The organism is Limosilactobacillus equigenerosi DSM 18793 = JCM 14505 (assembly GCF_001311375.1).
Classification (GTDB): Bacteria; Bacillota; Bacilli; order Lactobacillales; family Lactobacillaceae; genus Limosilactobacillus; species Limosilactobacillus equigenerosi.
Window position 1 is genome coordinate 1 of the sequence record NZ_BBAS01000016.1, and the last position, 20,282, is coordinate 20,282.

Annotated in this window: 17 protein-coding genes and 5 pseudogenes; 18 read left to right on the forward strand and 4 right to left on the reverse strand. The window is 43.5% G+C overall.

Annotated elements, in window-relative coordinates; genetic code table 11:
- Positions 1-556, reverse strand: a 556-nt coding sequence (locus tag JCM14505_RS06975) for an AMP-binding protein (RefSeq protein ID WP_156249860.1), incomplete at its 3' end; no start/stop codon positions are given.
- Positions 557-567: 11 nt separating this feature from the next.
- Positions 568-696 carry a teichoic acid D-Ala incorporation-associated protein DltX gene (locus tag JCM14505_RS06980; protein WP_054653652.1) on the reverse strand — a complete coding sequence of 43 codons (129 nt, stop codon included), beginning with the start codon at positions 694-696 and terminating at the stop codon, positions 568-570.
- Positions 697-843: 147 nt separating this feature from the next.
- On the opposite strand from JCM14505_RS06980, the pseudogene JCM14505_RS06985 reads away from it, so the two are divergent.
- The 7 genes and pseudogenes from JCM14505_RS06985 (at position 844) to JCM14505_RS07015 (ending at position 7,403) form a co-directional block, all read left to right on the forward strand.
- A pseudogene (locus JCM14505_RS06985) lies at positions 844-1,966 on the forward strand (exonuclease SbcCD subunit D).
- Positions 1,966-2,295 (forward strand): AAA family ATPase, encoded by a 330-nt coding sequence (locus JCM14505_RS06990; protein ID WP_054653654.1) that lies wholly within the window; start codon positions 1,966-1,968, stop codon positions 2,293-2,295. The pseudogene JCM14505_RS06985 and the gene JCM14505_RS06990 overlap by 1 nt, the downstream one beginning before the upstream one ends.
- Before the next feature lie 47 nt (positions 2,296-2,342).
- Positions 2,343-2,894 carry an AAA family ATPase gene (locus JCM14505_RS06995; RefSeq protein ID WP_054653656.1) on the forward strand — a complete coding sequence of 184 codons (552 nt, stop codon included), beginning with the start codon at positions 2,343-2,345 and terminating at the stop codon, positions 2,892-2,894.
- Positions 2,895-2,899: 5 nt separating this feature from the next.
- On the forward strand, positions 2,900-3,247 hold the full coding sequence (locus JCM14505_RS07000) for a hypothetical protein (RefSeq protein WP_054653658.1): 348 nt from the start codon (positions 2,900-2,902) through the stop codon (positions 3,245-3,247).
- On the forward strand, positions 3,178-4,590 hold the full coding sequence (locus tag JCM14505_RS07005; RefSeq protein WP_054653660.1) for an SbcC/MukB-like Walker B domain-containing protein: 1,413 nt from the start codon (positions 3,178-3,180) through the stop codon (positions 4,588-4,590). The genes JCM14505_RS07000 and JCM14505_RS07005 overlap by 70 nt, the downstream gene beginning before the upstream one ends.
- Before the next feature lie 295 nt (positions 4,591-4,885).
- Positions 4,886-6,180 (forward strand): annotated as a pseudogene (gene serS, locus JCM14505_RS07010) (serine--tRNA ligase).
- Positions 6,181-6,395: 215 nt separating this feature from the next.
- Positions 6,396-7,403: an NAD(P)-dependent alcohol dehydrogenase gene (locus JCM14505_RS07015; RefSeq protein ID WP_305068864.1), complete on the forward strand. Its 1,008-nt coding sequence runs from the start codon at positions 6,396-6,398 to the stop codon at positions 7,401-7,403.
- A 133-nt stretch (positions 7,404-7,536) separates the two neighbouring features.
- On the opposite strand, the pseudogene trpS reads toward JCM14505_RS07015, so the two are convergent.
- Positions 7,537-8,562: pseudogene (gene trpS, locus JCM14505_RS07020) on the reverse strand (tryptophan--tRNA ligase).
- 263 nt (positions 8,563-8,825) lie between these two features.
- Positions 8,826-10,082 (reverse strand): tyrosine--tRNA ligase, encoded by a 1,257-nt coding sequence (gene tyrS, locus JCM14505_RS07025; protein WP_054653662.1) that lies wholly within the window; start codon positions 10,080-10,082, stop codon positions 8,826-8,828.
- 578 nt (positions 10,083-10,660) lie between these two features.
- Here tyrS and JCM14505_RS07030 point away from each other — a divergent pair.
- The 11 genes and pseudogenes from JCM14505_RS07030 to JCM14505_RS07080 all read left to right on the forward strand — a co-directional run bounded on the left by JCM14505_RS07030 (position 10,661) and on the right by JCM14505_RS07080 (position 20,202).
- Positions 10,661-12,007 (forward strand): amino acid permease, encoded by a 1,347-nt coding sequence (locus tag JCM14505_RS07030; protein WP_054653664.1) that lies wholly within the window; start codon positions 10,661-10,663, stop codon positions 12,005-12,007.
- Between the two features lie 368 nt (positions 12,008-12,375).
- Positions 12,376-13,584: a NupC/NupG family nucleoside CNT transporter gene (locus JCM14505_RS07035; RefSeq protein WP_054653666.1), complete on the forward strand. Its 1,209-nt coding sequence runs from the start codon at positions 12,376-12,378 to the stop codon at positions 13,582-13,584.
- 83 nt (positions 13,585-13,667) lie between these two features.
- Positions 13,668-14,581: pseudogene (gene rihC, locus JCM14505_RS07040) on the forward strand (ribonucleoside hydrolase RihC).
- A gap of 73 nt (positions 14,582-14,654) precedes the next feature.
- Positions 14,655-15,392, forward strand: a complete 738-nt coding sequence (gene rsmG / locus JCM14505_RS07045) for a 16S rRNA (guanine(527)-N(7))-methyltransferase RsmG (protein WP_054653670.1) — start codon at positions 14,655-14,657, stop codon at positions 15,390-15,392.
- A 12-nt stretch (positions 15,393-15,404) separates the two neighbouring features.
- A pseudogene (locus JCM14505_RS07050) lies at positions 15,405-16,327 on the forward strand (ParB/RepB/Spo0J family partition protein).
- Positions 16,320-17,147 (forward strand): ParB/RepB/Spo0J family partition protein, encoded by an 828-nt coding sequence (locus JCM14505_RS07055; RefSeq protein ID WP_054653672.1) that lies wholly within the window; start codon positions 16,320-16,322, stop codon positions 17,145-17,147. The pseudogene JCM14505_RS07050 and the gene JCM14505_RS07055 overlap by 8 nt, the downstream one beginning before the upstream one ends.
- A gap of 16 nt (positions 17,148-17,163) precedes the next feature.
- Complete coding sequence (locus JCM14505_RS07060; protein WP_054653674.1) at positions 17,164-17,355, forward strand: DUF951 domain-containing protein; 192 nt, start codon at positions 17,164-17,166, stop codon at positions 17,353-17,355.
- Positions 17,356-17,383: 28 nt separating this feature from the next.
- The gene (ychF, locus tag JCM14505_RS07065; RefSeq protein WP_054653676.1) at positions 17,384-18,481 is read left to right on the forward strand and encodes a redox-regulated ATPase YchF; all 1,098 of its coding nucleotides are present in this window, start codon (positions 17,384-17,386) and stop codon (positions 18,479-18,481) included.
- Between the two features lie 28 nt (positions 18,482-18,509).
- The gene (locus JCM14505_RS10125) at positions 18,510-18,788 is read left to right on the forward strand and encodes a DUF1129 family protein (RefSeq protein WP_054653678.1); all 279 of its coding nucleotides are present in this window, start codon (positions 18,510-18,512) and stop codon (positions 18,786-18,788) included.
- Positions 18,724-19,284, forward strand: a complete 561-nt coding sequence (locus tag JCM14505_RS07075) for a DUF1129 family protein (RefSeq protein ID WP_263848973.1) — start codon at positions 18,724-18,726, stop codon at positions 19,282-19,284. The genes JCM14505_RS10125 and JCM14505_RS07075 overlap by 65 nt, the downstream gene beginning before the upstream one ends.
- A gap of 228 nt (positions 19,285-19,512) precedes the next feature.
- A complete protein-coding gene (locus JCM14505_RS07080) occupies positions 19,513-20,202 on the forward strand; it encodes a response regulator transcription factor (protein ID WP_054653682.1) in 690 nt (229 codons plus the stop codon).
- Positions 20,203-20,282 lie beyond the last annotated feature (80 nt).

The window sequence follows — 20,282 nt, forward strand, 5'->3', positions numbered from 1 at the left end:
TTGGTAATTTGAAATCATCACTAAGCATCCAATCACCAAAGGAAGTTAAATTATCATGGGTGATTTGGACTCCCTTTGGTGACCCCGTTGTACCAGAAGTAAAGAGAATATAAACAAGGTCATCACCAGTGACGGGGTGGGTCAATTGATAATCAAGTTGATCATCACCGAGCGTGGTGATATCAGCTAAAGTTACGACCTCAGCTGATGGGGTAATTTCAGTTGGGAATTCGTCAATTGCGATAATCAAACCTGGTTGACCAGTGGTTAAAATTGAAGTTAACCGTGGCATGGCCGTGCCGGTTTCAACTGGAATGTAAGGGTGACCGGCTTTTAAAGCGCCTAAGAAACCAGCTAACATTTCAAATTGGTGATCACCGTAGAATAAAATTGGTTGATGAGCTGGTAAGTTTTGTTGATCCAACCAAGTTGCTAATTGATCCGAAAATTGCTTCAAATCCGCGTAAGTGTGCGTTGTCCCTAATTCATCATATGCAATGACAGATGGATTAGCTAACGCAATCTGATCAATGCGGGTTAATAAGTTCATAGTCATTAATCCTCTCCTTAGAATTCGTTATAGATAAATGGTGCTTCGCCGGCGCCAAAGTATCCGTACATGTAGATTAGAATCATCAAAATGATGAAGTAAAAGAGTGTGCGGAAGATAAATTTCCGAACCTCACCAGTCTTCATTAGCGCACCCCCCTTATTTTAATAAATTAATTTATAATACCAATGATAAAGTATAGTATAAAAAAAAGGGGATAAGTTAATTAATTTTAGTTAAATTACCTTAAAATTGAGTAAAAATATAACAAATATATATACAGGTGGATATCGATGCGATTTTTACATACGGCTGATTGGCATGTCGGCAAAGAGTTGAATGGCTATGATTTAACGGCGGATCATCAAGTAGCTTTTGAGCAAATTAAATCATTAGCTCAAACAGAGCACGTTGATGCAATTGTGGTAGCTGGCGATTTATATGATCGGCGGGTCCCGCGTGAAGCAGCTGTGGCAACGGTGAATCAAGAATTGAAAGAACTTAATTTGGAGCTCGAATACCCCGTTTTAGCGGTCAGTGGGAATCACGATTCAGCAATTCGACTGGGGACGGGGAGTGATTGGTATCAAGCAACGAATTTTTATTTGCATACTGAGTTAGCGCAAGCCTTTGAACCAGTGGTAGTTGGGGATACACAGTGGTTTTTATTGCCATACTTTGAATTACAAGCGGTTCGCAATTACTTTCATGATGATACGATTCAAAGTTTACCGGTTGCGATGGAAAAAAATCGTGGCGGAAATGCAAGCGAAATTTGAACCGCAATATCATCAGGTCTTAGTAGCCCATTTTTTTGCGGCGGGGAGTTCGCGCACGGAGTCGGAAACGAAAGTTGAAGTTGGGGGCTTAAATGCCGTGCCAACGGATTTACTAGCGGGGTTTGATTATGTGGCGTTGGGGCATTTACATAATCCCAATGCGTTACAGTTGCCGAGGATTAAATACAGTGGCTCACCATTAAAAATGTCAACTTCAGAAGCAACAATTGAAAAAGGGGTGTGGATTGTTGATACAAAGACCCAACAAGTAACGTGGCATGCCTTGCAACCCAAGCATGATTTACGGTTGGTGATCGGAGCGTTCGATGAGCTGGTGGCAGGAAATGAGGCAGGCAACCATGATGACTATGTGGCGATTAACTTAACGGATGAACAAGCGATTCCCGATGTGATGAGCCGGTTACGGGTGGTCTATCCACGAATTTTAAGTTTGCATCGGTTACACGGAGCACAAATAAAATCGCTTGCGACGACGAAACAAGTGAATGTTAAGCAGGCCCCGTTAGCTTTATTAGCCGATTTTTATCAATTAGTGACCGATGGCCAGCAATTGAATCCAGCTCAGCAACAGTGGGCAAAAACGAGTTTAGAACAAGTTTTAAAGGGGGATGACTAATGCGACCATTGAAGTTAACTTTGGATTATTTTGGTCCGTATGAGCACGAAACAGTTGATTTTACGCAGTTTAATGAAACGCCGTTGTTTTTGATTACGGGGACGACCGGGAGTGGGAAAACAACGCTATTTGATGCGATGTGTTATGCCTTGTTTGGCAAAACGTCCAATGATCAACGCGATGCCCGGTTACTACGGTCTGATTTTGCGCCAGATGCAGAAGATACGTGGGTTAGTTTTTGGTTTGAGCATCAAGGGGTTGAATATCAAGTTAAACGCCGGGTTCCCCGGTTGATACCAGGCAAAAAAGTGAACGGCCAACGAAGGTAAGTTTAATTTATCCATTACAAGCACCGGAACCCACTGAAATCACGAAAGTGGGGGAAGTTAATCAAACGATTGAGCAGTTATTGCATTTACAAGTTGATCAATTTCGCCAAATTATTTTGCTTCCGCAAGGCAAGTTTCGGGAATTTTTAGCGTCGAGTAGTAAAGATAAAACCGAAATTTTACGAACTTTGTTTGGGACGCAATTGTATCAACGGTGGGCGGATCGATTAAATCAAGACTTAAAACAATTAGAACAACAACAGACCGAAGCGACGACGAAAATGTTGACGTTACGACGGCAGTTAGCCGTGGTTGATGATGAACAACCACTAACAGCTTGGCAAACGGCAGTCGCAGCCCGGATTACAGCGATGCAAGCTGAGCAAACGCAACGGCAAGCAAAGTTGCAAACAATCCAAGCCCTGGTTACGAAGTGGACGCAACAAGTGCAAGCTTGGGAAAAGTGGCAGCAACATCATGAACAGTTGGAGAAAATTTCCCAGGAAATTAAAGCACTTCGCTTACAAGAGCCGGCGATGAAAGCGCAACAAACGACCATCAAATTATTAGAATGGGTGCAACAACAAAGTAGTTATTAACGCAAGTGCAACAATTAACGCAACAAATTACGAAGTGGGAAACGCAACTAAGGACGGCTAAACAAGCCGCTAAGCAGTCGCAAGCAGAATTAGCGAAGCTACAAGCGAAATTAGCCACGTACGATGATTTGGAGCAAACGCAACGCCAAGTTACGCTGCAACAAGCGCAGGCGGCTAAATTAGCACCACGCTGGGAGCAATTGCAACAAGTACAAACGAAACAAACGCAATTAGAGCGGCAAGTCGCACAATCCCAACAATCATTAACTACGGCGACCACCGCTTGGCGCAAGCGGAAGCAAGTTGGCGCCAACTGGATGATCAGTATGTCCGGGGGCAAATTGCACAATTAGCGCAACGATTAGCGCCGGATAGTCCATGTCCGGTTTGTGGATCGTGCGACCATCCTCATCCAGCTGTAACTACGGCGGGGGAAACGATTAGCGAATCCGAATTAAAACAGGCGCAAGCGACACGGGATCAAGCAAAAATGACGCAAGCGCAGGCCCAAGCTACGTTAACTACGCAGCACCAGCAATTGCAAGAGCAACAGCGGCAACAAGAACAATTAACAGCATTCCTACAACAGGAGCTAGCGACGCAGTCAGATGTTGCCGAGGCATATCAAGCGTTTGTGGCCAAAGTGGCCAGTGACCAAACGAAGTTACAGCAACGCCAAGCTGAAGCGGAACAAGTAAAAACGGCCGTTCAACAGGCAACCCAAATTTTGACGCAAGCGCAAACCCAACAACAAACCTTACAGGAACAGTTGACGCAGGCCCAAGCAGAATTAGGAACGCAACAAGCGACCTTGCAACAACGGATAGCATCGGAGCAACCGACGTTAACGCTACCGGAGCTAATGGAGCGAGCAACTGAAGTGGTTAAGTTACCCGCATTACGGCAACAAGTCCAGACCTTTCAGACCAAATTAACGGCCGCGACAGAACGGTATGACTTGTTAACCGAGCAAACGGTAATTAAACCTAGCGAGGATCAGGAATACGTTCAACAAGCTCTTATGCAGGCCCAAGCGCAACAACAGGAGTTATATACCGCAGTCGGCAAGGTTGATGAGGTCATTGAGCATTGGCAATCTATCAGAAATCAAGTAGCCGAGTTAGCCCAAACGTATGCGCAAACTGATCAACAACATCGACAATTGTATGATTTAGTGACGGTGATGCGTGGTAAAGGCACGACCAAGTTGAGTTTCGAACGGTTTGTCTTACAACAATTCTTTGGTGAAGTGTTACAAGTTGCTAGTCAACGCTTGCTCCAATTAACGGATGGTCGGTATTATTTTGAACTTGATCAATCGTTGGGGGGCGTTGAAAGTAAGGTCGGCCTTGAAGTAAATGTCTTTGATGAGCATGCCGGGAAACTCCGAAGTGTGCATACGTTGTCTGGTGGCGAAAGTTTTATGGCCTCCTTATCCCTGGCGCTCGCCCTTGGTGAAGTCGTGCAACAACGGGAGGGGAGCGTTAAAATTGAAGCCTTATTTGTGGATGAAGGCTTTGGGTCATTGGATCAAACGGCCCTTGAACAGGCCCTAGCCTCACTTCAAGCGATTAATGGGCAACGGATGGTTGGAATAATTTCGCATGTGAGTGAATTAAAAGCGCAAATTCCGGATCAGTTAGTGGTTACGGCGCAACATGGGCGAAGTACGATTAGTTATCGTCATCAGTCATAAAAGTCAATTGCACAAACTGGTTAAGTATACTAAAATGATTGATAATAATAAAACACGTCGGATATTAAGTAGTGTGACTAGAGAGCTTACGGATGGTGGAAAGTAAGTGCATGAAATTTCCAATCTGATTAAAGTGGGCGGGTAATGCCGCACGGGTGACGGACGTTATGACGTTAGCAAAGTGTGTCAAAGAAAAACTTTGACGAATCTGGGTGGTACCGCGGAAAAAAGAGCCATTTCGTCCCAATTGGAGATGAAGTGGCTCTTTTTGATTTATAAATAAGGAGAAGTAGGAATGTTAGATTTAAAGCAAATTCGCCAACAACCAGATTGGTTTAAGGAAAAGTTAGCAACACGGGGCGTGGACGCTGCTGATATTGATGCTGTGTTAGCCTTGATGTTAAGCGGCGGGAATTATTACAACAAACGGAAAATTTGAAGGCGGAACGGAATACGGCCTCAAAGCAAATTGGGGAAGCCAAGCGTAACCACGAATCAGCGGACGAAGCCATTGCCAAGATGCAAGCTGTTGGGGCGCAAATTAAGGAATTAGACGAACAAGTAAATGCCGTTGATACTGAATTACATGATCGGTTAGCACACTTGCCAAATATTCCGCATGAAGGGGTTCCGGTTAGCTTAACTGAAGATGGTGCCGAAGAAATGCGGCGGGTTGGTGCAATCAAGGAATTTGATTTCACCCCTAAGAATCACTGGGAAATTGGGGAAGAACTAGGAATCTTAGACTTTGATCGGGCAGCGAAAGTTTCTGGGGCCCGCTTTGTTTACTATGTTGGGCTCGGGGCCCAATTAGAACGGGCGATTTACAACTTTATGTTAGACGAACACATGAAGGAAGGGTATACAGAAGTCTTACCGCCATACATCGTGAATGCGCACTCAATGTATGGAACGGGGCAATTCCCGAAGTTTAAAGAAGACGTCTACCAAGTTAACGGGGAAAACATGACGTTAATCCCAACGGCGGAAGTGCCATTAACGAATTACTTTGGCAATGAAGTGATTCCAGCTGAAGAATTACCAATTCGGGTTACGGCCTTATCACCAAGTTTTCGGTCAGAAGCTGGGGCTGCCGGTCGGGATACTCGGGGCTTAATTCGGATGCACCAATTTAACAAGGTTGAAATGGTGAAGTACACGAAGCCAGAACAATCATGGGAAGAATTAGAAATGATGACGCAAAATGCCGAAAATATTTTACAAAAGTTAGGCCTTAGTTACCATGTCATCAAGTTAACGAGTGGGGATATGAGTTTCACGGCGTCTGAAACGCATGACTTAGAAGTTTGGATGCCGGCCCAAGCGAAGTACCGGGAAATTTCCAGTTGTTCGAACTGTCTTGATTTCCAAGCTCGGCGGTTACACACGCAATACCGGGATGAAAATGGGAAGTTACAATATGTCCACACGTTAAACGGATCTGGTTTAGCGGTTGGTCGGACGGTAGCGGCCATTTTAGAAAATTACCAAAATGAAGATGGTTCCGTGACGATTCCGGAAGTCTTAGTGCCATACTTCCATGGAATTACGAAGATTACCAAGGAAAATGCGGTGCCATTCCGTAAGTAATAACAGCTGAATGGGAATGTCCCACATTCAAAATAGGGCTCGTATCGCTGGTAAAACAGCGATGTGAGCCCTATTTGTGTCTGGTTCCGGTTGGGTTTTAAAAAGGATTTAATAACTACTTTGATAAAATTTAACAACGTTTGGCCATAGTAGGTTATAATTCACTTGTAAGCGCTTTATTGATTTTAGGTTTAAAATGAAAGGTGGTCAAAATAATGCGCGGCTTTGCAATGATTGAACCTGGCAAGACTGGTTTTATTGATAAGGAAGATCCTAAAGTAGGTCCTCGTGATGCTTTAATTCGTCCCTTAGCGGTTGCTCCATGTACGTCAGATATTCATACTGTATATGAAGATGCCCTTGGTCCAAGACAAAATATGATTTTGGGTCACGAAGCGTGTGGGGTGATTGTTGAAGTCGGGAGTGAGGTTAAAGATTTTAAACCTGGCGACAAGGTTTTAGTTCCGGCAATCACCCCCAACTGGTCTGACGTATACTCGCAAGCTGGGTACGCTACTGATTCAGATGGAATGCTAGGTGGTTGGAAATTTTCTAACATCAAAGATGGGGTGTTTGGGACTCGGTTCCATGTTAATGACGCGGATGGGAATTTAGCACATTTACCAGCTGAAATTGATCCAGCTGAAGCATGTATGTTATCAGACATGATTCCAACCGGGTTGCATGCTTCTGAAATGGCGGGAGTAACTTTTGGTGATACGGTTGCAGTGATTGGGATTGGTCCAGTAGGGTTAATGGCCTTACGGGGAGCGGTCTTACATGGAGCTGGGCGCGTATTTGCGGTTGGTTCCCGAGCTAAGACCGTTGAAGTTGCTAAACAATATGGGGCGACGGATATTATTGATTACCACAATGGTGATATTGCAGATCAAATTTTAGCAGCCACGAATGGTGTGGGCGTTGATAAAGTTTTGATTGCTGGTGGGGATGCTGAGCATACGTTTGCGGATGCCGTTAAAATGTTGAAACCAGGTGGTTCAATCGGTAATGTTAATTATTTGAATGGCCATGATAATGTTGTCTTTAATGCTGGCGACTGGGGCGTTGGTATGGGGCATAAAACAATCCATGGTGGATTAATGCCTGGTGGACGTTTACGAATGGAAAAGTTAGCTGCATTAGTTGTTAATGGTCGGATTGATCCGTCATTATTGATTACGCATCGGTTTGAAGGATTTGAAAAAAATCCCAGATGCGATTGAGTTAATGCACCATAAACCAGCAGACTTAATTAAACCTGTCGTTATCTGTAATGACATTGACTAATAATGGATTAGGTTTATTGAAATTAAAAAGGGAGCGTGACTGAGTTCAGTCATCGCTCCCTTTTTAGGATTAATGTTGTTGATCAAAGTAATTTAAGCCCATCGCAGCCTTAACTTCAGCGAGGGTTTGGTTAGCAACTAAGTTGGCGCGTTCGCATCCTAAGGCTAACATATCGTAAACCGCTGGAATATCTTGAGCAAATTCAGCTCGGCGTTGGCGAATTGGGGTTAAATGTTCGTTTAAGACGTCAAATAAGTGGCGCTTAATCTTAACATCACCAAGGCCCCCAGCCCGATAATGATCTTTTAATTCTTGGACACGGTCTTTATCATCGTCAAAAATGTCGAGGTAAGTAAAGACCACGTTGCCTTCCACTTGGCCTGGATCATCAACGTGGATGTGGTTTGGATCAGTATACATTGACATAACTTTTTGCTTTAAAGTATCTTCATCATCTGATAGGTAAATGGCGTTGCCAAGGGACTTACTCATTTTGGCGTTACCATCAAGTCCTGGAATCCGGCCTTGTCCTTTAGGCGGGAAGACCCCTTGTGGTTCAACTAATACGTCACCATAAATGCGGTTGAAACTCCGGACAATTTCTCGGGTTTGTTCGAGCATTGGTTCTTGGTCATCACCAACGGGAACAATTTGCCCTTTGAACGCGGTGATGTCAGCGGCTTGGCTAACGGGTACGTAAAGAAGCCGGCCGGAATGGATTGGTTAAAGTTCTTTTGTTGGATTTCAGCCTTCACCGTTGGGTTACGTTGTAGGCGTGCCACCGTCACAAGGTTTAAGTAATATAAGTTTAATTCGGCTAAGGCCGGAATTTGTGATTGGACAAAAATCGTTGACTTTTGTGGATCGATGCCGACAGCTAAGTAGTCAAGGGCAACTTCTGTCAGACTCCGACGAATTTTTTTCTGGATCACGGGCGTTGTCAGTTAAGGCTTGTTGGTCCGCAATCATGATGAAGGGATCATATTTGCCGGAATTTTGTAACTTAACGCGTTCGCGTAAGGAGCCAACATAGTGGCCGATGTGTAGTTTGCCGGTTGGGCGATCGCCCGTTAAAATAACTGGTTTCTTTTCCATTGTAAAACTTCCTTTCATAAAAAAAAGCCCGGTGTTGGAGATAGCCAACATCGGGCGATTAATAACCGCGGTACCACCGATTTTGTAAAGTTTAAGCAACTTTACCACTTAAAATAATCGTTAAGCTGTCCATCGAGACCCAATTCGTTGACCATCGGGTAATCTTTTCAGTCGCTGGGATTACTTCCTGTTAGTGATGGGGACTACTACATTCTCGACAGTATTCAATGCTTATTATAAAGCAATTTAAGTTAAGCGCAAGTTTATTTGTTGGTTACCTTAGCTAACGTGTAATTCTTCTTTCCGCGCCGAACTACCACATATTTACCATCAAAGTGGGTGGTTGGGTCAAGCGTTGCGTCAACATCAGCCACCTTTTCACCATTGATGCGAATGGCGCCGTTGGTTACATCTTCACGGGCTTGGCGCTTCGATTTTTCCACGCCAAATTCAACTAACCAATCAACGATGTTCATTGGAGTAGCCGGTACATCAACGGATTGCGTGCCCTTGAAAGCTTGTTCTAATTCCGCAGTCGTGAGCGCTTGAATATCACCACTAAAGAGGAGTTGAGAAATCTTTTCCGCTTCATCAGTGGCAGCCTGACCGTGAACGAAGGTCGTTACTTCTTGGGCGAGGCGCCGTTGAGCTTCCCGCTTCCAAGGTTGATTAGCCACTTTTTCGGCAAGGTCATTAATTTCCGCTTGATCAAGGAAGGTGAAGTACTTCAAGTATTTCACTACATCGCGATCATCTTGGTTTAACCAGAATTGGTAGAATTCGTATGGCGTAGTCTTTTCCGGATCAAGCCAGACGGCGCCACCAGCGGTCTTTCCGAATTTGGTTCCGTCAGCTTTTAACATTAATGGAATCGTTAATCCAAAGGCTTTGGCATCAGCGCCTTTGACTTTATGGATTAAATCAATCCCGGCCGTAATGTTACCCCATTGGTCGGAACCACCGATTTCTAATTGAACGTCATGATGATCGTATAAGTGTAAGAAATCGACAGATTGGAGAATTTGGTAAGTAAATTCGGTAAAGGAAATCCCGGTTTCGAGCCGGCTAGCAACGACTTCCTTGTTTAACATGGTGTTAACGTTAAATAACTTTCCGTAATCACGCAAAAAGTCGATTAAGTTTAATTTGCTTAACCATTCACGGTTGTTGACGATGGTGAAGTTTTCCGTCCCAAATAATTTAATCATTTGGTTGGTGAGGGCTTCTTCGTTGTGTTCAATCTTGGATTTAGTTTGTAAATCCCGTTCGGTTTTACGACCGGATGGATCCCCAATCGCGCCCGTACCACCCCCGATAATAATTACGGGATGGTGGCCAGCTAATTGGAAGCGCTTGAGCATCATGAAGGGAATTAAGTGCCCAATGTGGAGACTGTCCCCTGTTGGATCCGTTCCACAGTAAAGGGAAATGGCTTTTTCGTTGGTGAGGGCGGTTAACCCCTCTTCGTCAGTTACTTGGTTGATGGCACCGCGCCACCGTAATTCATCGATAATGTTCATTAAAAAACCTCCAAATTTTAAAATGAAGTAACGAAAAAGCGTCCCAAGGCAAGATTAACTTACCTTTGGGACGCCTGAAGTTAAGCGTGGTACCACCCGCATTTACATCATTTTCGATGCCTCATTTTAAGCCTACAAATTGTTCATTACGGGGTAATTCGTTCCATCATTTGGGCTAGTTTGCAGCTTCCACTAGCTCTCTGCCGTTTTCCAAAATTGATTAACTACTAAGACCGTAATGCTTGATAATCATATTAAACCCGAATCTGGTCATGGCGTCAAGGAAAACCATACTTTAAAAAGTTAATAAATGCTAAACGGTTGACATGCTGAATATTCATATATATAATGTAAAACAATTTAAAACCAGAAATTAACAGAGAGGGACTTTATAAGCTGGAAAGGTCCCATTTCTTGGTATGGCACGTGTTAAATGGGTGGTTCCTGTATCGACTAAGAGGTAATAAGTTTAAAAAAACTTATTATAAACAAGGGTGGAACCGCGTTAAAGACGTCCCTGGTGTAACAACCAGGGACGTCTTTTTTTGTTTCCATCACATTGAAAGGGAGGTTCTCAAATGGAAGAACAACAAAAACTGTCACGTTCACTAAAGAGTCGTCATATTACGATGATTGCTATCGGGGGCGCAATTGGGACTGGATTATTCTTAGGTTCTGGTTCAGCCATTAAGACAGCTGGTCCATCAATTATTTTAACGTACTTAATCGTTGGGATTTTCTGTTTCTTTATGATGCGCGCGTTAGGTGAACTATTATTATCAGATACGTCAAAGCATTCCTTCATTGACTTTGTGAAGGATTACTTAGGTGACCGGATGCAATTTATTACTGGTTGGACATACTGGTCATGTTGGTTAAGTTTGGCGATGGCAGACTTAACGGCAACGGGGGTGTACTTAAAGTACTGGTTCCCACATTTACCACAATGGGTCGGACCATTAGTGATTATTGTGCTTTTAATGTTAGTTAACATGATCAACGTTGGTTTGTTTGGGGAATTTGAAAGTTGGTTCTCTACAATCAAAGTGGTGGCGATTTTGGCATTAATTGCTGTTGGGGCCGTGATGATTATTATGCATACGAAAGTCTCAACTGGATACACATCATTAAGTAATTTATACAGTCACGGGGGCTTCTTCCCGTTTGGATTCAATGGATTCTTAACGTCCTTCCAAATGGTGGTCTTTGCCTTCGTCGGGATTGAAATGGTTGGTTTAACAGCTGGGGAAACGGAAGATCCCAATAAGGATATTCCAAAGGCGATTAACACGCTGCCATTCCGAATTGGTTTGTTCTACATTGGGGCGATGATGGCAATTATGGCAATCTACCCATGGAATCAAATTGATGCTTCATCAAGTCCGTTTGTGCAAGTCTTCCAAGGGATTGGGGTGACGAGTGCGGCGGCAATCTTGAACTTTGTGGTGTTAACGTCAGCGATGTCAGCTACGAACAGTGCAATTTTTAGTACGAGTCGGTCACTATACTCATTGGCCACGAACGAACAAGCACCAAAGCGGTATGCCAAGTTAAGTAATAAAGCAGTGCCGAATGTAGCGTTACAAGCATCATCAGCCATTTTATTTATCGTCGTCATTTTAAATTACATTATGCCAGCCGGTATTTTTGAAATCGTATCTGGGGTGTCGACGATTAACTTTATCTTTGTCTGGATCTTTATTTTAGCAACGCATATTGCCTACCGGAAGGCTAACCCAGCGGGGGTGGCTGCCTTCACGATGCCCGGTTTCCCATTCACGAGTTGGTTAACGATGATTTTCTTCATTGGTGTGTTGATTATTCTCTTATTCATTCCAGCAACGCGGCCATCGTTGATTATTTCGGTCGTTTTCTTTCTGGTTTTATTTATCGCATATGGGCTGTTAAAGAAACAAGCGAAATAAGCTCGGTTTGCGAAAAAAAGGGGTATAATAAAGGTAAGGAAAGGGCGGTGGCTGTCAGTCATTTTGATTAGACTCAACGGATGTTTGTTATTCCTTCACCCCCACAAACGACAAATTAAATACACAATCGTTGAGTGACGCGACTGATGAATTGCTAGTTACTTTCCGATCATGCCCACTAGTTTTTAGCTAGTGGGTTTTTTATTAAATGATAAAATGTTATAATTGTAAGCGGATACAAGTTGAAGAAAAGTTACAAAGTGAAATTCTTAAATAAAATTTAAGATTTGCGCTTTACTTTTCCTTAATAACTGGTATATTTGTTTAAAATGTTTTGTTGCATGGATTTTAGAGAGGTGTTTCATACCATGTTATTAGCTGTTAATATTCTTGGTTTGCTCGTCTTCTTAGCCATCGGTTTCTTGTTCTCAAAGGACCGGAAAGCGATTAACTGGAAGTCAGTCGGAATTATGGTTGTTTTGAACTTGTTCTTAGCGTGGTTCTTAACGGCCGTGCCAGCTGGTCGGGCTGGGGTGCAAGCTGCTGCGGATGGATTTACTTGGATTGTTGATATTTCCGCAGAAGGAACGAAGTTTGCGTTTGGTGATTGGTACAACGTGAAGAGCTTAAACTTTATTTGTTCTTCCTTAATGCCAATCTTGATGATTGTTCCAATGTTTGATATCTTGACGTACATTGGCTTATTACCATGGGTAATTAAGTGGATTGGTCGTGGATTATCATTCTTAACGGGACAACCAAAGTTCGAATCATTCTACGCGGTTGAAATGATGTTCTTAGGGAACACAGAAGTTTTGGCCATCTCTGGTTTACAATTACGGAGTATGCGCAAGGAACGGAACTTATCAATTGCGATGATGTCAATGAGCTGTATCACGGCTTCAATTATCGGGGCCTACATCGAAATGATGCCAGCGCAATTTATTTTGACGGCCGTGCCAGTTAACATTGTTAACTCTTTAATCTGTGCAAGTTTATTAAACCCAGTTAAAGTGACGCCAGAAGAAGATACGATTGAAAAGGTTGGTGAAGATGGTGAAAAGGCACCATTCTTTAGTTACCTTGGGGACTCAATCTTAGGCGCTGGGAAGTTAATCTTAATCATCATTGCGAACGTGGTTGCCTTTGTGGCTTTAGCCAAGTTAATTGATGGTTTCTTAGGTTTCATCCCTGCTATTGGCGGCTTTAAGTTATCACTTGAAAGCATCCTTGGGATTTGTATGTGGCCATTCTCATGGTTAATGGGACTTAACCTTCATGATACGTGGTTATTAGCTCAAAACATGGGGCTTAAGTTAGTGACGAACGAATTCGTGGTAATGGGGAAGGTAACTGGTGAAATTAATTCCTTCACGCCACACTTACGAGCAGTCTTAACGGTTTTCGTGACATCATTTGCTAACTTCTCAACGTTAGGGATGGTGCTTGGGGCCTTTAAGGGACTCGTTGATGACGAAAACAACAACTACATCGCTAAGCACGTTGGATACATGTTATTATCTGGGGTCTTAGTATCATTACTTTCCGCTGCCTTTGTCGGATTGTTTGTATGGTAGGATAAAACGTTTAAAGGGCAAGGAGCACTCCTTGCCCTTTTGCTGTATAATTATAGGTAATCACTTGAAAGGAAGTATTAATCATGGCTTTGAAAATTATTATGGATTCAGACCCAGGAATTGATGATGCAGCTGCCATCACGATGGCATTAAATAATCCGAACTTAGATGTAAAATTGATTACAGCTGTGGCGGGAAATGTAACCGTGGATAAGACCACGGCGAATGTGTTGAAGTTAGTTCATTTCTTTGATCAAGACGTTCCGGTGGCAGCGGGAGCGGCTGAACCATTGATTAAGCCATTTGAAGATGCCGCACGGATTCATGGTGAATCAGGGATGCCTGGCTATGATTTTGGTGATGATTATGGACAACCAATTGCTAAAACTGCGGTTGAAGCACTCCATGATGCCATTATGGCTGAAGATGAAGTGACGTTAGTTCCAACTGGTTCATACACTAATATTGCGTTACTATTTAAGCAATATCCAGAAGTTAAGTCTCACATTAAACAAATTGTTGCTATGGGGGGCTCAATTTCGGGCGGTAATATGACGAGTGTTGCGGAATTTAATGTCTTTACTGATCCTGATGCGGCAGCAATTATGTACAATTCAGGGGTACCAATTGTAATGGTTGGCCTTGATGTAACGTTAAAAGCATTATTAACTCCGGCAACCATCGAACAATTACCAGCGCTGGGCGAAACCGGTAAAATGTTACATGGTTTAATTACCCATTATAATGATGGTAATGAAGAATCAGGCCATCCAATGCACGATGTGAACACAATTTACTACTTACTCCATCCGGAAAGTTATACGACTAAGGAGATGTGGGTTGATGTGCAAACGAGTGGACCAGCGATTGGGGCAACGGTGGCTGATGTAAGGGGCGCTTATCATGATGGTAAGACAAATGCTAAGGTTTGTGTTGATATTGATGACAAGGCCTTTAACGAGTGTTCTTAGCAGAAGTAGAAAAGATTGAAAAATAGCCTAAAATTAGGTAAAGTAAAATATTGATGTGAAACACTGGATGTTTCACGAGAGAAAGGAATTTAGGCGTTAATGACTCCGGAAGAATTTCGCGCTGCGTTAGCTAGTCATGGGATTGAAGTGACTAATGCGCAAATGGCGCAATTTGAAAAATATTATCAATTACTAGTTGCAACCAATGAACATGTTAATTTGACGGCAATTACCGATCACGATGAAGTGTATTTAAAGCATTTTTATGATTCAGCGCTCGGAGCCTTAGCTGATCAAAGTTTACAAACGCAAAGTTTAACGTTATGTGATATTGGCGCGGGGGCGGGGTTCCCGTCATTACCGCTGAAAATTCTTTTTCCGCAGTTAAAAGTGACGATTGTTGATTCACTCCAAAAACGGATTAACTTTTTACAAACGTTGTGTGATGAACTTGGCTTAACGAATGTTGAGTTGGTTCATGATCGGGCGGAAACGTTTGGGAGTGCGCAAAGTTCATATCGGGAACAATTTGACCGGGTCACCGCACGGGCAGTGGCCCGTTTGGTCGTGCTAAGTGAACTGTGTTTGCCAGCCGTTAAGGTTGGTGGACAAATGATTGCTTACAAGGCGAGTGCCGGTGAAGATGAACTGAAGGTGGCCACGGGGGCGATTAATAAACTTGGTGGTCAATTAGACCATTTAACCACGTTAAGTTTGCCGACTGAGCCGGTTGAACCGCGGAATTTATACGTAATTAATAAAGTTTCCGCAACACCGAAAAAGTATCCACGGCGACCAGGGGTTCCAAATAAGAAACCATTAGTGAATGTAAAGTAAGGGTTGTTATAGATGGCATTTTCAATTTTCAATTTAGGTAAAGAACGAGAACATGTAAAAAAATGAAGTGGTTAAATTACCGTTAGCACAAATCGTGCCTAATCGTTACCAACCACGCCAAGTCTTTGATCAAGATGGGATTGCTGAATTAGCACAAACGATTAGTGAACACGGGTTGTTGCAACCGATGATTGTCCGGGCGATTGATAATGATCAATACGAAATTATTGCGGGGGAACGCCGTTTTCGGGCCATGACCCTTTTGGGGTGGGAAACGGTTCCGGCAATTGTCGAAACGATGGATGATGATGAAGTTGCTTCCTTAGCGTTGATTGAAAATCTCCAACGCTCCGAGTTGACCGCGGTAGAAGAAGCGCAAGCCTATCGCCGGTTGATGGATTTAAATCACTTGACGCAGCGGACGCTTGCAAAGGGGATGGGGAAGAGCCAATCCTTTATTGCTAATAAATTACGGCTATTACAATTGTCAGAACCGGTGCAAGCAGCGGTATTAAATCGGCAAATTAGTGAACGCCATGGACGCGCCTTGCTTAATTTAAAAGCGAGTGATCAAGCGGCGGTGTTAACTGATATTTTAGCCAATGGCTGGACGGTGCGAGAAACTGAAGATGCTGTGGCTGAACGTTTAGGGCAAGTTTTACCATCAGTACGACGGGCCCAAAAACAACGGGAAATTTTAGGCTTGCAAGTGGCGGATGATGACCAAAATGTTACGGCACCGAAGTCACCAACCACTAAGGCAAAAAAAGTAACGCCAACGGTAACCGACGTTGATAGTGCGGTGGAAGCCGTTAAAAAAAGCGGTGACTAAAATTAAAGGGACTGGTTATGAGATGAAAGTCACGACGCGTAAAACGGCGAATGGAATGACGGTTTCGGTTAAATTAACCAATCCCGAGGTGCAAGATGACTAATTCGCAACCGGAGTTGGTGGTTGAAATACCATTAGACCAAGTTCGGCCGAATCCGTACCAACCCCGGCGAATTTTTGATCAAGCAGCACTCTCCGATTTAACCGCTTCGATTCAGCAAAATGGCGTATTTCAACCGATCATCGTGCGCCAACCAGATTTAGCACTGGATCGCTATGAGATTATCGCGGGGGAACGCCGGTTTCGAGCCTCACAAGCGGCAGGAAAAACAACGATTCCGGCGGTGGTGCGGCAATTAGATGATCGTAAAATGATGGAAATTGCGGTGGTTGAAAATCTTCAACGCGAAAATTTAACTCCGTTAGAAGAAGCGCAAAGTTATCATAATTTGATGGAAAAATTATCCCTAACCCAACAGGAAGTAGCGGCGTTAGTTGGTAAAAGTCGGTCCTACATTGCGAATTCATTGCGGTTATTATCGTTGCCTGATTCAGTGAAGGTAATGGTCAATCGGCAGCAATTATCGATGGGACAGGCGCGCACTTTATTGGGATTGAAAAATTCCCGGGAAATCATTGCATTAGCAACGCGGGCGGTTGAAGAATCATTAACGGTTCGGCAGTTAGAACAAATTGTTAATCCTAATCAACGAACTAAAGGGGACCGTCAGCGTCTAAAATCGAGACCCAAAGAAACCCCGTTTGTTCGGGAAATTACCAATCAGTTAGCAACCCAACTTGGCAGTGGCGTTAAATTAACCGGCGCTGATCCCCTAACGAAGGGGGCGATTATGTTGCCATATCACTCACCCCAAGAGTTGAATCGGTTGTTAACCCAACTAGGCGTGACATTCGAAGATTAACCGAGGAGGACACACCATGGAAGAATATGAATTACATGATATTGTGATGATGAAAAAGCAACACCCGTGTGGCGTAAACCGGTGGGAAATTATTCGGGTTGGCGCGGACATTAAAATTCAATGCACGGGTTGTGACCATATTGTTATGATGAGTCGGTATGACTTTAATAAGCGCTTGAAAAAGGTGCTTGAACACCACGAAAATTAAGATAGACAGTAGAGGAGAAACTTAGATAATGGCGTTAACAGCAGGGATCGTTGGGTTACCCAACGTAGGAAAGTCAACTTTATTTAATGCAATCACCAAGGCCGGAGCTGAAATGGCAAATTATCCATTTGCCACGATTGATCCGAATGTTGGGATGGTCGAAGTGCCGGATGAACGGTTAGCACGGATTGATGAATTAATTCCCGCCAAAAAAATTGTTCCAACCACCTTTGAATTTACGGATATTGCCGGAATTGTGAAGGGGGCTAGCAAAGGGGAAGGGCTTGGTAACAAGTTCTTGGAAAACATTCGGCAAACGGATGCGATTATTCATGTGGTCCGGGCGTTTGATGATGATGATATTACGCATGTTACGGGGCAAGTGGACCCAATTGCTGATATTGATACGATTAATCTAGAATTAATCATGGCTGACTTAGACTCTGTTAATAATCGCTTAAGCAAAGTCCAACGCGCTGCCAAAGGGCGTGACAAAGATGCCTTAGCGGAATTAGCGGTGTTGGAAAAATTAAAGCCAGTCTTAGAAGCCGGCCAAAGTGCGCGGACGATTGACTTTACTGATGAAGAATTGCCAGTGGTCAAGGGCCTCTTCTTATTAACGACAAAGCCAATTCTGTATGTTGCGAACGTGGCTGAAGATGAAATGGCGGATCCAGAAAGCAACCAATATATTGCCAAGATTCGGGAACATGTCCAAGCAGAAGGGGATGTAATCGGGATTGCGGCAGCCGCCGAAGAAGAAATCGCGGAAATGGATGAAGACGAAAAGGCCGATTTCTTAGAAATGGAAGGCGTGAAGGAACCGGGCTTAAATCGGTTGATTCGGGCAGCATACAGCTTGTTAGGATTAGAAACGTTCTTTACAGCTGGGGGAAAGGAAACCCGGGCTTGGACTTACCGGAAGGGAACCAAAGCCCCACAAGCTGCCGGCATTATTCACTCTGATTTTGAACGGGGCTTTATTCGCGCTGAAGTGATGAGTTTTGCTGATCTTGATAAGTATGGCTCCCATGCGGCCGTGAAGGAAGCCGGGCGTTTACGAGTTGAAGGGAAGGACTATGTCATGCAAGACGGTGACATCGTCGAATTCCGGTTTAATGTCTAATTAACGAATAAGGTGAGGATGGATAACAATGGATGAACAACAACCACGGAATGCAGCGGCCGGGGCCGTACAACAACAGCATCAAAAGGCTGAAGTTAAGACGTTGGCAGAACAGTTAACGGCAGCTGGATTAACGCGCAAAAACCATGATTATGTCATGCAATTGAATAAGCAATTACGGCGCCAAGGGGTTAATGAGGAACAAGTAAAAACTTGGTTAACGGCCACGATTGAAAAAAATTGTGACGGCGCAAAAGACCGGGCAAACGGCCACCAATTTATTGGGAACGCCAACGGCCTACGCTGAAAGTTTAATTAACCCTAAGAAGCCAGCTGAATCACGGACGACGAGTTCGAATCCATGGTTATTAGCCATTGATAATGCGTTAATGTTCTTGGCTATCTTTACGATTATGTTTGGGGTGATGGGATTAATGGATCCAAAATCAGCCAACATTAATGGAACGTCAGGAATTACCGCCATTATTTTGGTTTCAATTGTTGGGGGTGCCTTATTTGGGTCGATTACGAAGTTAATGGCACCAGCTAAGGATCCTGAAACGGGGAAGCGCTTAGGCTTACCAGTTTGGTTGCGGGTAATTTTAGTCTTAGTCGGGTTTATGGCTTGGATTGGGATTTACGGGTTAACGGCCGTTATGAACGGAGCGTACAACCCGCACTTAAATGGTTGGATTTACATTGTCATTGCGGTGATTGCCTTTGTTGGTGATATGTACTTCCGGCGGAAATATAATGTGGTTGGTGGCTTTATGGGCCGGCCAATGCCACGCGAAACTAAGTAATTTAAAATGACAGTGATATCAATTGATATCACTGTCGTTTTTATTAACGGGCTGTGTTGTGGGATATTTCATAAGGTTAAATTATGTTAACTGAGAGATTATTTATTTACTACTTCATTATATTTAGGGGAAAGTTTAGGATTTGTTAAAGGTGGGAGAGATTACTAGCCGATTGTAATTTCAACACGGTATAATGAGGATAAATTTTAAGCGAGCGGAGGGTATCAAATGAAAATTTTAATGGTCGACGATGATCCAGAAATCGTCCAATTATTAGAAATTTATATCCGGAATGAAGGTTATGAAGCGGTGAAGGCCTATAACGGGAAAGAAGCATTAACGAAACTTCGTACTGATCCGGGAATTGATTTAGTGATTTTGGATATTATGATGCCGGAATTGGATGGAATGGCGGTAATTAAAGCCGTGCGCAAGGATTCAGATGTGCCGATTTTGGTCCTATCAGCCAAAACCGCCGATATGGATAAGATTCACGGCTTGGTTACCGGGGCGGATGATTATGTCACGAAGCCATTTAATCCCTTAGAAGTCATGGCGCGGGTAAAGTCGTTATTACGGCGCAGTGAACATCAAGTGACGAAACAAGAACCGGATGAAATTAACTTAGGACCATTAGTGATTAAGCCTGATTCGCATGAAGTAACGACCTTGCAAGGGCAACCAATTCAATTAACGGCCCTTGAATTTGGAATTTTAGCGTTATTAGCGCGACATCCAAACCGGGTCTTTAGTGCTGAGGATATTTTTGAGCGGGTTTGGCAACAAGAAAGTGTGGTTTCAGCCAAAACCGTGATGGTCCATGTGAGCCACTTGCGCGATAAAATTGAAGCTGCCACCAACGGGGAACAAGTGATTGAAACCGTTTGGGGGGTTGGTTACAAAGCGGTTGATCATTAAATAAAAATTGCCGGGTAAGTTAAAACGGCGTAAAATATGAATTAATTAAGTCGAGGTTGGGAGCAAGTGATTGGTCGCAA

Bases quoted from the DNA above. Each gene is read 5' to 3' on its own strand.
- JCM14505_RS06980 (WP_054653652.1), bottom strand. From the start codon at position 696: ATGAAGACTGGTGAGGTTCGGAAATTTATCTTCCGCACACTCTTTTAC.
- JCM14505_RS06990 (WP_054653654.1), top strand. From the start codon at position 1,966: ATGCGACCATTGAAGTTAACTTTGGATTATTTTGGTCCGTATGAGCAC.
- JCM14505_RS07015 (WP_305068864.1), top strand. From the start codon at position 6,396: ATGCGCGGCTTTGCAATGATTGAACCTGGCAAGACTGGTTTTATTGAT.
- tyrS (WP_054653662.1), bottom strand. From the start codon at position 10,082: ATGAACATTATCGATGAATTACGGTGGCGCGGTGCCATCAACCAAGTA.
- JCM14505_RS07030 (WP_054653664.1), top strand. From the start codon at position 10,661: ATGGAAGAACAACAAAAACTGTCACGTTCACTAAAGAGTCGTCATATT.
- JCM14505_RS07035 (WP_054653666.1), top strand. From the start codon at position 12,376: ATGTTATTAGCTGTTAATATTCTTGGTTTGCTCGTCTTCTTAGCCATC.
- rsmG (WP_054653670.1), top strand. From the start codon at position 14,655: ATGACTCCGGAAGAATTTCGCGCTGCGTTAGCTAGTCATGGGATTGAA.
- JCM14505_RS07055 (WP_054653672.1), top strand. From the start codon at position 16,320: ATGACTAATTCGCAACCGGAGTTGGTGGTTGAAATACCATTAGACCAA.
- JCM14505_RS07060 (WP_054653674.1), top strand. From the start codon at position 17,164: ATGGAAGAATATGAATTACATGATATTGTGATGATGAAAAAGCAACAC.
- ychF (WP_054653676.1), top strand. From the start codon at position 17,384: ATGGCGTTAACAGCAGGGATCGTTGGGTTACCCAACGTAGGAAAGTCA.
- JCM14505_RS10125 (WP_054653678.1), top strand. From the start codon at position 18,510: ATGGATGAACAACAACCACGGAATGCAGCGGCCGGGGCCGTACAACAA.
- JCM14505_RS07080 (WP_054653682.1), top strand. From the start codon at position 19,513: ATGAAAATTTTAATGGTCGACGATGATCCAGAAATCGTCCAATTATTA.